Raw genomic sequence first — 12,183 nt, forward strand, 5'->3', positions numbered from 1 at the left:
CCCTGGCGCTGCTGATAAGTTCCGCTCGCCACCCGTTGTGCCGCTTCCTGCAGTTTGCGCGCCGGGCGGCTTAATGCCCAGGCCAGCCACAACAGCAGCGGCGTACTGACCAGCATGGTCAGCAGCAACAGATGAAAAGGCTGGTCGAGAATGCGCAGAAAGAAAGGTGGCGGGCGGTGCGATATTCTGCCGATATACATCAGCGCGCTTTGCTGCTGATCTGTCACCAGAAAAGGCCCGGCCACCATCCAGCGGCCGTAGAGTTTCTGGCGCGGCGCGTCCGGGCTGTCGGCACTGGTAATGAAATTGCGCAACGCTTTGGTGCGCTGATGTGGCGTGAGCAGCTCGCCGTCATCATTGGTGAAATACAGCTGCATGCCTTTGTGACGCTCGGGATCGGCCAGCGGCAGCAGTTTTTCCTGCAGGGTGCCGGGTTGGCTGCTTAACCGCTCTGAAATGCGCGTCGCGGCGTCCTGATAACGCTCCAGCTCCGGCTGAGGAATCGTGTGCTGCGAGCGTGGGTCAAGGTGCGGCAGCAGCAGCAGCACCACCACAACCAGCATCAGGGTCAGCCAGAAAATGGCAAAGATCCGGCTGGAGAGCCGGTTAAACAGCGGCCGTTTCATCCCGCCTCCACAAACAGATAGCCTTTGCCGCGCAGGGTTTTGATTCGGGGCTTACCGTCTTCGCGCGCGGGCAGCTTTTTACGCAGGTTGGAGACATGCATGTCGATGGCCCGGTCAAACGGCGCCAGGCGTTTGCCCAGCACTTCCAGGCTGAGATCCTGTTTGGTCACCACAGTGCCGGGGTGGCGGATCAGGTGACTGAGCAGGGCCAGCTCAGTGGCGGTCATTTCTATCAGTTCGCCGTTACAGGTGACTTCCTGCCGGCCGGGATAAATGGTCAGATCCAGATAGCTCACGCAGTCTGATTCGTTCTGATTGTCCTGCACCATGCGGGAGCGGCGTAAAATAGCACGCATGCGGGCCAGCAGTTCCCTGTCACTGAAAGGCTTGGGTAAATAGTCATCCGCGCCCAGCTCCAGTCCCAGCACTCTGTCTATCTCTTCGCCTTTGGCGGTCAGCATCAGCACCGGCGTACTGCTGGTCTCGCGGAGTTTGCGCAGCATATTAATGCCGTTCATGACCGGCATCATGACGTCCAGCAGGATCAGATCTGTGTCCTCATCGACCATTAACAGCCCCTGCTCGCCATTGTGCGCGACGCGCACCGTGAATCCTTCCAGCTGAAGGATGTCATTGAGCAGTGCTGTCAGTTCATTATCGTCATCGACCAGAAGAATGTTTGCCATACTGATTCCATACCCTCTAAATGATTCAGGTTAAGTATCCCCTATGCCCGAAAGCAGGCCAAGCCGGTTAACAGGGCTTTACCCAGCTTTACGTTTTCACGACAACAGTTTACCTGCCAGCGGGTAGTATTTGCTTATCGGACATCAACAGAGCGAGAACAGGATATGAATAAGACTATGACCAGAAAAATGAAAGCCACAGTCGCCATGGTACTTGCGGTACCTATGCTGCTGGGCTCAGTTTCGGCGCTGGCGGAAGGCGGCAAATATCATGGTAAAGGTCATTATGGTGACTGTGGTGGTCCTCGTGCTGAGCGTGGCATTATGCAGTCTCTGGATCTGACCGATGCGCAAAAAGAGCAGATGCGCAGCCTGCGCGAGAGCAACAAAGCCGAGATGCGCGAAAACATGGCCCAGGGCCGTGAAGCCATGAAAGCAAATCACGACAAGATGCAAGATTTGCTGCTTGCCGACAACTTTGATGAAAATGCCGTGCGTGATCTGGCCAAGCAAATGTCAGATCAACAAATTGAGCGTCGTGTCAGCATGATGAAAAAACGTCACGACATGCTCAATATTCTGACTGCGGAGCAGAAAGTACAGTACAAGACATTAAAAGCCGAGAAGCAGGCAGAATGCATGGCGAAATGGCAAGAAAAACACAGTGAATAATGCTGTATTTGACTGAAAACACCGAAGCCACAACGAAATGTTGTGGCTTTTTTTGTTGTCACCATGAGCTTAACTTGTCAATTTTGTTATTAAATTTCATCACAAAACCGCTATACTGCGAATAATATTTAGCTGTCCATGTGGCCGGAAACCCGACTGAACGTCAGGGTTCGGGAGAATTTGCCGGCGAGGCGGCCGACATTGCGAACTAAGCATATACTTAGTGGCATATAGTCTGGCGGCACCCTGGGGTACAAAACGCACTCGGGGTTCCAGTATGCCAGCAAGGCTGCCGACACATGGCAAGTTTACGTGATATGAATCAATACATCGTTTTTCTAAATTGTAATACTCCTACATTAGTAGGAAAGTTACAGTTTACGCGAGTCGCCACCGTGAGGGGGGCGAGGCGGAGTCGCTGACTTGGGCCAGCTCGCAAAGGAAAGGATTTTCATTTCCCAAAGTCAGAGGGTAACCATGATTAAAAAGATTGGTGTTTTGACCAGTGGCGGTGACGCCCCAGGTATGAACGCGGCGATTCGCGGTGTTGTTCGCGCAGGTTTATCAGAAGGCCTGGAAGTTTACGGTGTATATGATGGCTATCAGGGCCTGCATCAGAACCGGATTCAGAAACTTGACCGCTCCAGTGTCTCTGACGTGATCAACCGGGGCGGCACGTTTCTTGGCTCTGCCCGTTTTCCTGAATTCCGTGATGAGAAAGTCCGTGCTCAGGCGATCGAAAACCTGAAAATTCACGGTATCGATGCGCTGGTGGTGATCGGCGGTGATGGCTCTTACATGGGCGCGAAAAAGCTGACCGAGATGGGCTATCCGTGTATCGGCCTGCCCGGCACTATCGACAACGATGTGGCTGGTACCGATTATACGATCGGTTTTATGACGGCGCTGAATACCGTGATTGATGCGATTGACCGCTTGCGTGATACTTCATCGTCGCACCAGCGTATTTCGATTGTGGAAGTCATGGGCCGTCATTGCGGCGATCTGACCCTGATGGCATCGATTGCCGGTGGCTGTGAGTACATCATCACCCCGGAAACCGGCCTGCACAAAGAGCAGTTGCTGGCCAAAATCAAAGAAGGTATCTACAAAGGTAAGAAGCACGCGATTGTGGCGATTACCGAGCTGATGACAGACGTCAATCAGCTGGCTAAGTATATCGAGACGGAAACCGGCCGCGAAACCCGCGCCACCGTGCTGGGCCATATCCAGCGTGGCGGACAACCAACTGCCTTTGACCGCATTCTGGCCTCGCGCATGGGTGCTTACGCGGTTGATTTGCTGATGCAAGGTGAAGGTGGCCGTTGCGTGGGGGTGCAGAATGAAAAAATGGTCCACCACGACATCATTGATGCCATCGAAAATATGAAACGCCCGGTGCGCACTGATTTGTACAAGGTCGCCGATAAGCTGTTCTGATCATTTCAGGACGGGACAAGTGAATAAAAAAGCCGACGCTGCTGTGGTCGGCTTTTTTGTGTGCCTGTCTGAGACAGGACGCTGCCGGAGCGGCAGGCGCCGCTCCTGATGGTGTCTTACTTCTTGGCTTCTGCTGCCGCTTTAGCGATAGCGGCAAAGCCTTCTGCATCCAGCGCAGCGCCGCCAACCAGGGCGCCGTCGATGTCTGGCATCGCAAACAGCTCAGCGGCATTGCCGGCTTTAACCGAACCGCCGTACTGGATCACTACGTTTTTCGCGACTTCTGCGCTGAACGACGCGATGTGGGCACGGATAGCGGCGTGAATGTCCTGTGCCTGCTCGGCCGTTGCGGCTTTACCTGTACCGATGGCCCAGATAGGTTCATAGGCGATGATGGCACCGTTCAGGGCTTCAACACCTTGTGTTTTGATCACAGCGTCCAGCTGACGGGCACAAACGGCAACCGTTTCGCCGGCTTCGTTCTGTGCTTCAGATTCACCGATGCACAGTACAGGTGTCAGGCCGTGCTCTTTCAGGAAGGCAAACTTCTGAGCCACGAACTCGTCTGACTCGTGATGGTATTCACGGCGCTCTGAGTGGCCGATGATGATGTGGCTGGCGCCGAAATCTTTCAGCATCTCAGGTGAGATATCACCTGTATAAGCACCGCTGGCGTTCACATCTACGTTCTGGGCACCCAGGATGATGTTGCTCTTGCCCTGGCTGATCAGGCGCTGTGCCAGATCCAGGTACATCACAGGTGGCGCGACTGCCACATCAACGCCCTCAACGCCAGCCAGCGCGGCATCCAGACCTGTCAGCAGGTTGGTGACCATTTCTTTGCTGCCGTTTAGTTTCCAGTTACCCATAACTACAGGATGACGCATAAGATTTTCTCCATATCTATGTGATGTCTAAAGTCAGACTAAACTGAGTACACCGCTGTCAGGCAGTGGTGTGTTCAGTGCAGCCTGCCTGATAATGCAGGTTTAAACGTCCGACAGTATACGCCCGATAGACGTAAACTTCCTTAATCTCGAACAAATCCATGCCCGGTTGTACCTGTTTCAACGGCAAAAGTGAACTCTGAGCTGTAATAAATTTTCACTTTCCACTCGGAGCGGTTAGCCACATTGAGGGTGAAAAGTGATCAACAGGGAATTTCTGCATGCCCGTGTCGCTGCCGGCAGTAAAATCGGCTAAGTTATGCGCCAGTTAATGGAATATCGGGTCGCCCCTGATCAACAAGGAGAGTTGTATGCCACACCTGAAGCTGGAATTTGCCGATCCCGTTGCTGAGCGCGTTAACGTTGCCGCCTTACTGGAAGAGCTCCATCAGTCATTGCTGACCTGCGGGGTGTTTGAACCCGCCTCTGTCAAATCTCGCGCCTATCCTTGCCATCAGTGGCAGGTGGGAGAGGGCGGCGATGCCCATAATTTTATTCACCTGGAACTGGCTTTGTTGTCGGGGCGTGACAATGACTGTAAGCGCGGACTGGCCGAGCGTCTGATGCCGCTGCTGGAGCAGCACGCCGCGACGATTGACAGCCTGACGATTGAGATTCGGGATATGGAAAGCGACACTTATCTGAAGTCGAAAAGATAGCTGAAAGCGAAAAGATAGCTGAAGCCGAAAAACCGCTGAGCGGACAGCGGAAATCCTATCTTTAACCCTCAGACCACAAAAACGGGCCAGCATTCAGGCTGGCCCTCGGTATTCGTATCGCTGGCATTATGCCTGACGGCGAAACGGCATCACTTTCGCTTCATGCTCTGTCAGGGTTTCGGGGGCAGTCAGTGAGCGGGCAAAGCGCTGTAATTGTTGTTGTAGTTCAGCCCGCAGCAGCATATTGGTATGGTTCGGATTTTTACCCCGTGCAATGACCTGGTTGATGTGGCTCATCTGCGCGCGTAAGCGCGGTTGCATGGCCGGGCTGGCGTTCTCAATGATTTCCTCGCTCATCCGCAGTCGCAAGGCTTCCAGCTCTTCAGGGGCCGTTTCGGCCAGTTTTTTGAGTTCATCAAAGGATGGTAACGTCTGCATAACTCATTCCCCCAAGCGTCAAATCTGTGACTTACTTAACACTAGATGTCGGGGAATGAAAAAAGCGTCTCATTGACGAGACGCTCAATAAAAGAGACCAGAGTGTACAGGGAATAAGGCTGGCAGTGGTTTTCTGGCTAGCTACCAGCCCGGTTACCAGTAGTGCTCGACGGTGATCTGGCCGGGTTTGCGGCGCAGGTTTTTCTCAAATCCGCGCGCTTCCAGCACTGCCTTGGTGTCTTTCACCATTGCCGGGTTACCGCACAGCATCAGTTGTGCGGTTTTCGGATCGAGCGTCAGACCAACGTGCCGTTCAAGCAGGCCGTCTGAAATGGCCTGAGGAATGCGGCCGGTGAGCGCCAGTGGTGCCGGCTCGCGGCTGACAAACGGCTGGACGATCAGCTGTTCGGGATGGGCCGCTTTGAGCGCGTTGATTTCGGCCTGATAGCTGAGATCGGCGGCAAAGCGAACGGCATGCACCAGCACGATTTTACGAAACCGCTGCCAGGCGGTGGCTTCACGCAAAATGGACAGATAGGGGCCGATGGCCGTCCCGGTTGACAACAGCCACAGGCTATCCCCGTCAGGCACTTCATCCAAGGTAAAGAAGCCGTTAGCCCGGGCGGTGATGAAGACCTCGTCTTCAGCTGTCAGGGCGTGCAGGCGAGGGGACAGCAAACCGTCGGCCACTCTGGTGGCGTAGATTTCAATCTGATGGCTGCTGGGCGGATTGACAAAGGAGTAGGCGCGTTGGATCATTTTGCCGTCGCATTCCAGCGCCAGCTTAGTAAATTGCCCGGCTTTAAAAGGCTCAATATTCGCCTCCAGCGTTAAACTGAACAGTTCGCTGTTCCAGTGACGATTACTGATAACCTTGGCAGGGATCCAGTCAGCCATTGTTGATCTCCTTTTACATTGTCAGATTGACCTAGTCAGATTCTCAGGACGGATGAATGCGGTAGCTGCATCGGCGCTGTCCGGCAATAATGTGTTCGTTGCGCTCTATGGTCACACCGTCCCCCAGCAGACGCTGGAAGACCGCCAGTTCAGATCGACAAAGTGAGGGGCAGCGCTTCGCGGCATGGCAGATAGGACAATGGTTCTCAATCAGAATGAAGCCGTGCTCATCGGACTCCAGCTGTGCCATGTAACCTTCCTTTTCCCTCAGTGTAGTCAGAATCTGAAGTTTTTCTTTTAAATCTGTGGCCTTTGCAATGGCCTGCTGATACTGGTTCAGCGTGCCTTCTTCACGCTGCAGTAAAATTCTCTGCAAACCTTCCTGACCGAACAGGTTTTCCACCGAATCCAGCATCTGAATGATCAGATCACCGTGGCGATCAGCAAACTGCTCGTGGCCTTTGGCCGTCAGGTGCCAGTGACGGGTTGGCCGGCCGACTTTGGCTTTGATGTCTTCAAACCCCACCAGGCCGTCGTCTTCCAGCCCCTGCAAGTGCTGGCGCACGCCCATAGTCGTCAGGCTCAGCTCCTCTGACAGGGCTTTGGCAGTGACCGGGCCGTCTTGCTTCATTCTGTGGAGAATTTTATCTATGGTTTTCATAGTCGTATTACTTGTATTCATGCGCCTATTATGTGGTCAGCCAAGTATATAAAGCAATGGCTTTACTAAATAGCATAGTCCAGCTTGATAAAAAAAGCAGTGAAAGTCTTATTATGATCAGGCGGTTATCCCGGTACTTATCGCGTACCGGGAAGGCAGAGCGCTGTCAGAGAATATGGGGCAGGATAGCCGGATCTTTTCTGTCCAGATAATGAATCGACTTGATTCGGCGGATCGTGCGGCATTTACCGCGGATTAGCAGGGTTTCTGTGGTGGCGATATTGCCATTGCGGGTAATGCCGTCCAGCAAATCGCCTTTGGTGATGCCCGTACCGGCAAAGATCACATTGTCGCTTTTCGCCATTTGTTCCAGCAGCAGGACCTGATTGGGTTCAATGCCCATTTCGCGGCAGCGGTCCATTTCCTGCTGGCCCATGCGATAGTTGTCATCACTGCCGCCTTTGACCAGAAAACGTGGCAGCAGACGCCCTTGCATATCACCGCCTAACGCCCGGATAGCTGCTGCCGAGACCACACCTTCCGGCGCGCCGCCGATGCAGTACATTACGTCCACTTCGCTGTCCGGCATGCAAGTGAGAATGGAGGCGGCCACATCGCCGTCCGGCACGGCATAGACACGAATGCCCATGGCCTGCATGTTGGCAATAATCTCGTCATGGCGCGGTTTCGCCAGTGTGGTCACCACCAGGTTTTCTAACGGCTTACCCAGCGCGGCGGCGATATTGACCAGGTTGTCTTCCAGCGGCAGATTGAGATCTATCTGTCCCTTGGCTTGCGGGCCGACCACCAGCTTTTCCATGTACATGTCAGGTGCTTTGAGAAACGCCCCTTTTTCACCGGCCGCCAGCACCGCCAGCGCATTGTTCTGGCCCATGGCGGTCATCCGGGTGCCTTCGATCGGGTCGACCGCGATATCGACCGCATCGCCACCGGCACCGACCTGTTCGCCGATATACAGCATAGGGGCGTCGTCAATTTCCCCTTCACCGATGACTATCTCACCGGTGATCTCGGTTTTGTTTAGCAGGGTGCGCATGACTTCGACAGCAGCGCCGTCAGCGGCATTTTTGTCGCCCCGGCCGAGCCATTTATAACCTGCCAGCGCGGCACCTTCAGTGACACGGGAAAAAGCCATTGCCAAATCGCGTTTCATGGGAACTCCAGAACTACTCAGTAAAAGATATCAGGTCAGTCACAGATATCAGGGTGTCGATTCTCTGCGCGAATTGTAACACAGACGCCAGCGCCGCGTTTCCTGCTGCAAGGTATCGATAAAAAACAAGCCCGCCGGTAAGGGCAGGCTTGTGGTCAGAGTTAAAACACTCAGTGTTAAAAGACTCGTCGGCGGGGATTATTCGTCCTCGTCGATGGCCCAGCCTTTGGCGCATTCCACGGCGCGCTTCCAGCCTTTATAGCGTCGGGCGCGTTTGCTGTCATCCGGGCAAGGGGTGAAGCTGCGATCCAGTACCGCCTTGTTTTTCAGCTCATCAATGCTGTCCCAGAAGCCCACCGCCAGGCCGGCCAGATAGCCGGCGCCCAGTGCGGTGACTTCAGTCACCACAGGGCGGTGCACTTCGGTGTTCAGCAGATCAGACTGGAACTGCATCAGGAAATTGTTGGACACCGCCCCGCCATCCACTTTCAGCGCGGCCAGATGGATCCCTGAATCGGCCTGCATGGCATCCAGGACATCGCGGGTCTGGTAAGCGATGCTTTCCAGTGTGGCGCGGATCAGGTGGTTGTTGTTGACACCCCTGGTCAGGCCGACAATGGCGCCGCGCGCATACGGGTCCCAATAAGGAGCACCTAAGCCGGTGAAGGCCGGTACCACATACACGCCGTTGGCACTGCCCACCTTCTCTGCAAAGTACTCAGAATCTTTGGCATCACCGAGCAGTTTCAGCTCATCACGCAGCCATTGGATAGAGGCACCGGCCATGAAGACCGCCCCTTCCAGTGCATACGCCGGCTCGCCTTTCGGGCCGCAGGCCAGGGTGGTCAGCAGGCCGTTCTGCGAGTTCACTTTCTCTTTGCCTGTGTTCATCAGCAGGAAGCAGCCGGTGCCGTAGGTATTTTTGGCCTGACCGGGCTCCACACACATCTGACCGAACAGCGCGGCCTGCTGGTCACCGGCAATGCCCGCGATAGGCACCCGGGTGCCGCCTTTGCCGCCAATGTTGGTCTGGCCGTAGATTTCGGACGAGGCTTTGACTTCCGGCATCATAGACAGCGGGATATCCATGGCTTTGAGCAGCTTTTCATCCCACTGCAGCGAGTTGATGTTAAACAGCATAGTCCGGGAGGCGTTTGTGTAGTCGGTGACATGCACGCGGCCCTGGGTCAGTTTCCAGATCAGCCAGGTATCGACGGTACCGAACAGCAAGTTACCCGCTTCGGCCTGCTCACGGGCGCCTTCGACGTTGTCCAGAATCCACTTGATTTTGGTGCCGGAGAAATACGGGTCGACCACCAGGCCTGTGTTGTCACGGATGTACTCTTCCAGCCCCGGCTGTTGTTTCAGCTGCTGGCAGATGTCGGCGGTACGGCGGCACTGCCAGACAATCGCGTTGTAGACAGGTTTACCTGTGTTCTTGTCCCAGACAATGGTGGTTTCGCGCTGGTTGGTGATACCGATACCGGCAATCTGGTCGGTGCGGATGCCGACTTTGGCCAGGGCTTCCACCATAGTGGAGCTCTGGCTGGCCCAGATTTCCATCGGGTCGTGCTCAACCCAGCCCGCTTTGGGGTAGATTTGGGTGAATTCGCGCTGCGCAGTGCAGACTATGTTGGCGTCATGATCCAAGATCACGGCGCGTGAACTGGTGGTTCCCTGATCGAGTGCGACTATGTACTTTTGTTCTGTGGTCATCTGAGTGTCCTCTTCTCTCTAGATTAATTATAGATAGCGCTGCAATCAGGCTTGCGCGACTTCTTTCTCATTGTCTGATTCACATTGGTTCGGCAGTGTACAGCGGTTACCCGGCAGATAGATGCCAACGGCTTTCGGGTACAGCCAGGCACCGAAGCCGGCTCCGGCAATCGGCGCCAGAATAGGGATGATAAAGTAAGGAATATCTTTACCGCCAGTCAGCGCCATTTCACCCCAGCCTGCCAGGTATGCAAAAAACTTGGGGCCAAAGTCCCGGGCCGGGTTCATGGCAAAACCGGTCAGCGGACCGAGTGAACCACCGATCACGGCAATCAGGATACCGATCAGAACCGGACCCAGCGCGCCGCGCGGAGCGCCGTTTTTCTCATCACCTATGGCCAGAATGGCAAACATCAGCACGGCGGTGATGACAAACTCGACCGCAAAAGCACCGCTCAGTGACAGGGCAGGATTCGGGTAGGTAGAAAAGATCCCTGCCGTGGCCAGACTTTCTGCACTGCCGCGAAGAATGCCCTGCGCGCTTTCGAACTCGGTGAACAAGTTGCTGTACAGGCCGTATACCAGGGCGGCCGAGCAGAAGGCGCCAGCCAGCTGGGACAGAATGTAAGGGAGCACTTTGGTTTTATCAAAGCCGTGAAAAAGGGCGAGTGCAATAGTGACGGCCGGGTTGATGTGTGCGCCGGAGACACCCGCGGTGCAATAAATCGCTATGGTGACGCCAAGGCCCCACATAATGCTGATTTCCCACTGACCGAAGTCAGCACCTGCTAACACCAGTGCGGCGACACAGCCCACACCAAAGAAGATGAGCAGTCCGGTGCCGATGAATTCTGCCAGGCATTCGCCGAGCAGCGTAGGGGGTTGTCGTTTTGTCATGTGCCAATCCTTATGTCGAGTGATAGGTAATAGAGTTGTTATCGTTATGTGACCAAAAAATACTCGAATGGTGATTTCATCGAAAGGGCTGTGAATCAAAAATGTGCGTTCGAGCATATAATTTGTTTCATTGGTCGATTTCGAAAGGAAATCGAAAGCCGGAGGGTAGAGTTTATGCTCTATTTTATCTTGCGAGGCGCGAACACTAGCATGTCGGCCACAGCGGTTCAAAACGCGCGGAGGAAAACTGAGTGTTCGCTAACAGTTCAGCGCAGCGGGCCGCCCGCGCTGACGTTCGGAAGGTAAAATTTTGTGGAAGTTTGGATAATTTTTATCCGATTGTGATAAAGCGTGGTATTAGTAGATGCCAGACGAATAAGGCCTAGTTAGAATAGGGGCTACATTGGAATTGTAATTTGCCTGGTAGGCGTAGCTTAAGCTGCGGTCTTGCGCAGGTGCTGATAGGGTGAAAACTATGTCTTTAGAGATGCTGGAACAGCTGGAAGCCAAGGTGCAAATGGCTGTCGACACCATTTCCCTGCTGCAGATGGAAGTGGAAGAACTGAAAGAGAAGAACGATAACCTGGTAAACCTTGCTCAGGAACTGCGTGCAGATCGTGAGTCGCTGGCCCAGGATAACGAGAAGCTGCGCAATGATCATCAGGCGTGGCAGGAGCGTGTCCGTACGCTGCTGGGTAAAATGGAGACAGTGGAGTAATGTCCACCGCCGCCATCGGCAAGAAAAACAGAGCCGTTTGGCTCTGTTTTTCTTTCAGCCGCTCAGAGAGCCTGTGAAGTATCAGTCGATATCCAGCGGCTCCGGCGACAAAATCACCCCGGTATTGTCGGCATAGAGATGATCTTCCGGCAGGAAAGTCACTCCGCCGAAATTAACCGCGACATCGACTTCGCCTGTCCCTTGCTTGTCAGCACCGACAGGGATAGATGCCATGGCCTGAATGCCGATATCCAGCTCATCTAATTCATCGACATGGCGCACACAGCCATAGACGATGATCCCTTCCCACTCACTCTGTACTGCCAGTTGTGCCAGCTCGGCATCAATCAGTGCGCGACGAAGCGAACCGCCACCATCAATTAACAGGACTCGCCCGGCACCGGGTTCGGCCAGCACAGTCTGAAGCAGGCCATTGTCTTCAAAGCATTTTACTGTGGTGATCTGGCCTCCGAATGAGCTTCGGCCACCGTAAGAGCTGAACATTGGCTCAACCACATCAACCAGGTCGAGGTAAATATCACAGAGTTCAGAGGTATTGTATTCCATAAGCTCGCTTCTTTATTGGCAGTAATATTAAGCAGGACAGGAAGCAGAAAGCGCCTATTCACTAACTTGCTGAAAGTATAACCAG

13 protein-coding genes and 1 pseudogene are annotated in these 12,183 nt (G+C 54.2%); 4 read left to right on the plus strand and 10 right to left on the minus strand.

The window, feature by feature from the left end; genetic code table 11:
- Both cpxA and P0Y67_RS16430 read right to left on the minus strand, forming a co-directional pair.
- Positions 1 to 626, minus strand: a pseudogene (gene cpxA, locus P0Y67_RS16425) (envelope stress sensor histidine kinase CpxA); the annotation flags it as partial.
- Positions 623 to 1,312, minus strand: coding sequence for a response regulator (locus P0Y67_RS16430; RefSeq protein ID WP_342392748.1), 690 nt, complete (start codon positions 1,310 to 1,312; stop codon positions 623 to 625). The gene P0Y67_RS16430 and the pseudogene cpxA, both read right to left, overlap by 4 nt.
- Before the next feature lie 189 nt (positions 1,313 to 1,501).
- Here P0Y67_RS16430 and P0Y67_RS16435 point away from each other — a divergent pair, with 189 nt between their 5' ends.
- Positions 1,502 to 1,984 carry a CpxP family protein gene (locus P0Y67_RS16435; RefSeq protein WP_342392771.1) on the plus strand — a complete coding sequence of 161 codons (483 nt, stop codon included), beginning with the start codon at positions 1,502 to 1,504 and terminating at the stop codon, positions 1,982 to 1,984.
- A gap of 477 nt (positions 1,985 to 2,461) precedes the next feature.
- A complete protein-coding gene (gene pfkA, locus P0Y67_RS16440) occupies positions 2,462 to 3,424 on the plus strand; it encodes a 6-phosphofructokinase (RefSeq protein WP_027250596.1) in 963 nt (320 codons plus the stop codon).
- Between the two features lie 116 nt (positions 3,425 to 3,540).
- On the opposite strand, the gene tpiA is transcribed toward pfkA, so the two are convergent.
- Positions 3,541 to 4,311, minus strand: coding sequence for a triose-phosphate isomerase (tpiA, locus tag P0Y67_RS16445; RefSeq protein WP_342392749.1), 771 nt, complete (start codon positions 4,309 to 4,311; stop codon positions 3,541 to 3,543).
- A gap of 371 nt (positions 4,312 to 4,682) precedes the next feature.
- Here tpiA and P0Y67_RS16450 point away from each other — a divergent pair, with 371 nt between their 5' ends.
- Positions 4,683 to 5,030, plus strand: a complete 348-nt coding sequence (locus P0Y67_RS16450; RefSeq protein WP_342392751.1) for a 5-carboxymethyl-2-hydroxymuconate Delta-isomerase — start codon at positions 4,683 to 4,685, stop codon at positions 5,028 to 5,030.
- Positions 5,031 to 5,156: 126 nt separating this feature from the next.
- On the opposite strand, the gene P0Y67_RS16455 is transcribed toward P0Y67_RS16450, so the two are convergent.
- The 6 genes from P0Y67_RS16455 to P0Y67_RS16480 all read right to left on the minus strand — a co-directional run bounded on the left by P0Y67_RS16455 (position 5,157) and on the right by P0Y67_RS16480 (position 10,813).
- Positions 5,157 to 5,468, minus strand: coding sequence for a DUF3135 domain-containing protein (locus P0Y67_RS16455; protein WP_192015967.1), 312 nt, complete (start codon positions 5,466 to 5,468; stop codon positions 5,157 to 5,159).
- A gap of 153 nt (positions 5,469 to 5,621) precedes the next feature.
- Positions 5,622 to 6,365, minus strand: a complete 744-nt coding sequence (locus P0Y67_RS16460; RefSeq protein WP_342392752.1) for a ferredoxin--NADP reductase — start codon at positions 6,363 to 6,365, stop codon at positions 5,622 to 5,624.
- Between the two features lie 43 nt (positions 6,366 to 6,408).
- The gene (locus tag P0Y67_RS16465; RefSeq protein ID WP_342392772.1) at positions 6,409 to 7,026 is read right to left on the minus strand and encodes a helix-turn-helix transcriptional regulator; all 618 of its coding nucleotides are present in this window, start codon (positions 7,024 to 7,026) and stop codon (positions 6,409 to 6,411) included.
- 166 nt (positions 7,027 to 7,192) lie between these two features.
- On the minus strand, positions 7,193 to 8,200 hold the full coding sequence (gene glpX / locus P0Y67_RS16470; RefSeq protein ID WP_342392753.1) for a class II fructose-bisphosphatase: 1,008 nt from the start codon (positions 8,198 to 8,200) through the stop codon (positions 7,193 to 7,195).
- Positions 8,201 to 8,398: 198 nt separating this feature from the next.
- Positions 8,399 to 9,916, minus strand: coding sequence for a glycerol kinase GlpK (glpK, locus tag P0Y67_RS16475; RefSeq protein WP_342392754.1), 1,518 nt, complete (start codon positions 9,914 to 9,916; stop codon positions 8,399 to 8,401).
- Between the two features lie 45 nt (positions 9,917 to 9,961).
- Complete coding sequence (locus tag P0Y67_RS16480) at positions 9,962 to 10,813, minus strand: MIP/aquaporin family protein (RefSeq protein ID WP_342392755.1); 852 nt, start codon at positions 10,811 to 10,813, stop codon at positions 9,962 to 9,964.
- Positions 10,814 to 11,288: 475 nt separating this feature from the next.
- Here P0Y67_RS16480 and zapB point away from each other — a divergent pair, with 475 nt between their 5' ends.
- Positions 11,289 to 11,531, plus strand: coding sequence for a cell division protein ZapB (zapB, locus tag P0Y67_RS16485; RefSeq protein WP_027250607.1), 243 nt, complete (start codon positions 11,289 to 11,291; stop codon positions 11,529 to 11,531).
- Positions 11,532 to 11,612: 81 nt separating this feature from the next.
- Here the strand turns inward: zapB and rraA are convergent, their stop codons facing one another.
- Complete coding sequence (gene rraA, locus P0Y67_RS16490) at positions 11,613 to 12,098, minus strand: ribonuclease E activity regulator RraA (RefSeq protein ID WP_046220353.1); 486 nt, start codon at positions 12,096 to 12,098, stop codon at positions 11,613 to 11,615.
- Positions 12,099 to 12,183 lie beyond the last annotated feature (85 nt).

This window comes from Photobacterium sp. SP02, from assembly GCF_038519165.1.
GTDB lineage: Bacteria > Pseudomonadota > Gammaproteobacteria > Enterobacterales > Vibrionaceae > Photobacterium > Photobacterium halotolerans.

Coding starts and splice junctions, on each gene's coding strand:
- P0Y67_RS16450 (WP_342392751.1), top strand. CDS start 4,683: ATGCCACACCTGAAGCTGGAATTTGCCGATCCCGTTGCTGAGCGCGTT.
- tpiA (WP_342392749.1), bottom strand. CDS start 4,311: ATGCGTCATCCTGTAGTTATGGGTAACTGGAAACTAAACGGCAGCAAA.
- zapB (WP_027250607.1), top strand. CDS start 11,289: ATGTCTTTAGAGATGCTGGAACAGCTGGAAGCCAAGGTGCAAATGGCT.
- pfkA (WP_027250596.1), top strand. CDS start 2,462: ATGATTAAAAAGATTGGTGTTTTGACCAGTGGCGGTGACGCCCCAGGT.
- P0Y67_RS16430 (WP_342392748.1), bottom strand. CDS start 1,312: ATGGCAAACATTCTTCTGGTCGATGACGATAATGAACTGACAGCACTG.
- P0Y67_RS16480 (WP_342392755.1), bottom strand. CDS start 10,813: ATGACAAAACGACAACCCCCTACGCTGCTCGGCGAATGCCTGGCAGAA.
- P0Y67_RS16460 (WP_342392752.1), bottom strand. CDS start 6,365: ATGGCTGACTGGATCCCTGCCAAGGTTATCAGTAATCGTCACTGGAAC.
- glpK (WP_342392754.1), bottom strand. CDS start 9,916: ATGACCACAGAACAAAAGTACATAGTCGCACTCGATCAGGGAACCACC.
- P0Y67_RS16455 (WP_192015967.1), bottom strand. CDS start 5,468: ATGCAGACGTTACCATCCTTTGATGAACTCAAAAAACTGGCCGAAACG.
- glpX (WP_342392753.1), bottom strand. CDS start 8,200: ATGAAACGCGATTTGGCAATGGCTTTTTCCCGTGTCACTGAAGGTGCC.
- rraA (WP_046220353.1), bottom strand. CDS start 12,098: ATGGAATACAATACCTCTGAACTCTGTGATATTTACCTCGACCTGGTT.
- P0Y67_RS16465 (WP_342392772.1), bottom strand. CDS start 7,026: ATGAAAACCATAGATAAAATTCTCCACAGAATGAAGCAAGACGGCCCG.
- P0Y67_RS16435 (WP_342392771.1), top strand. CDS start 1,502: ATGAAAGCCACAGTCGCCATGGTACTTGCGGTACCTATGCTGCTGGGC.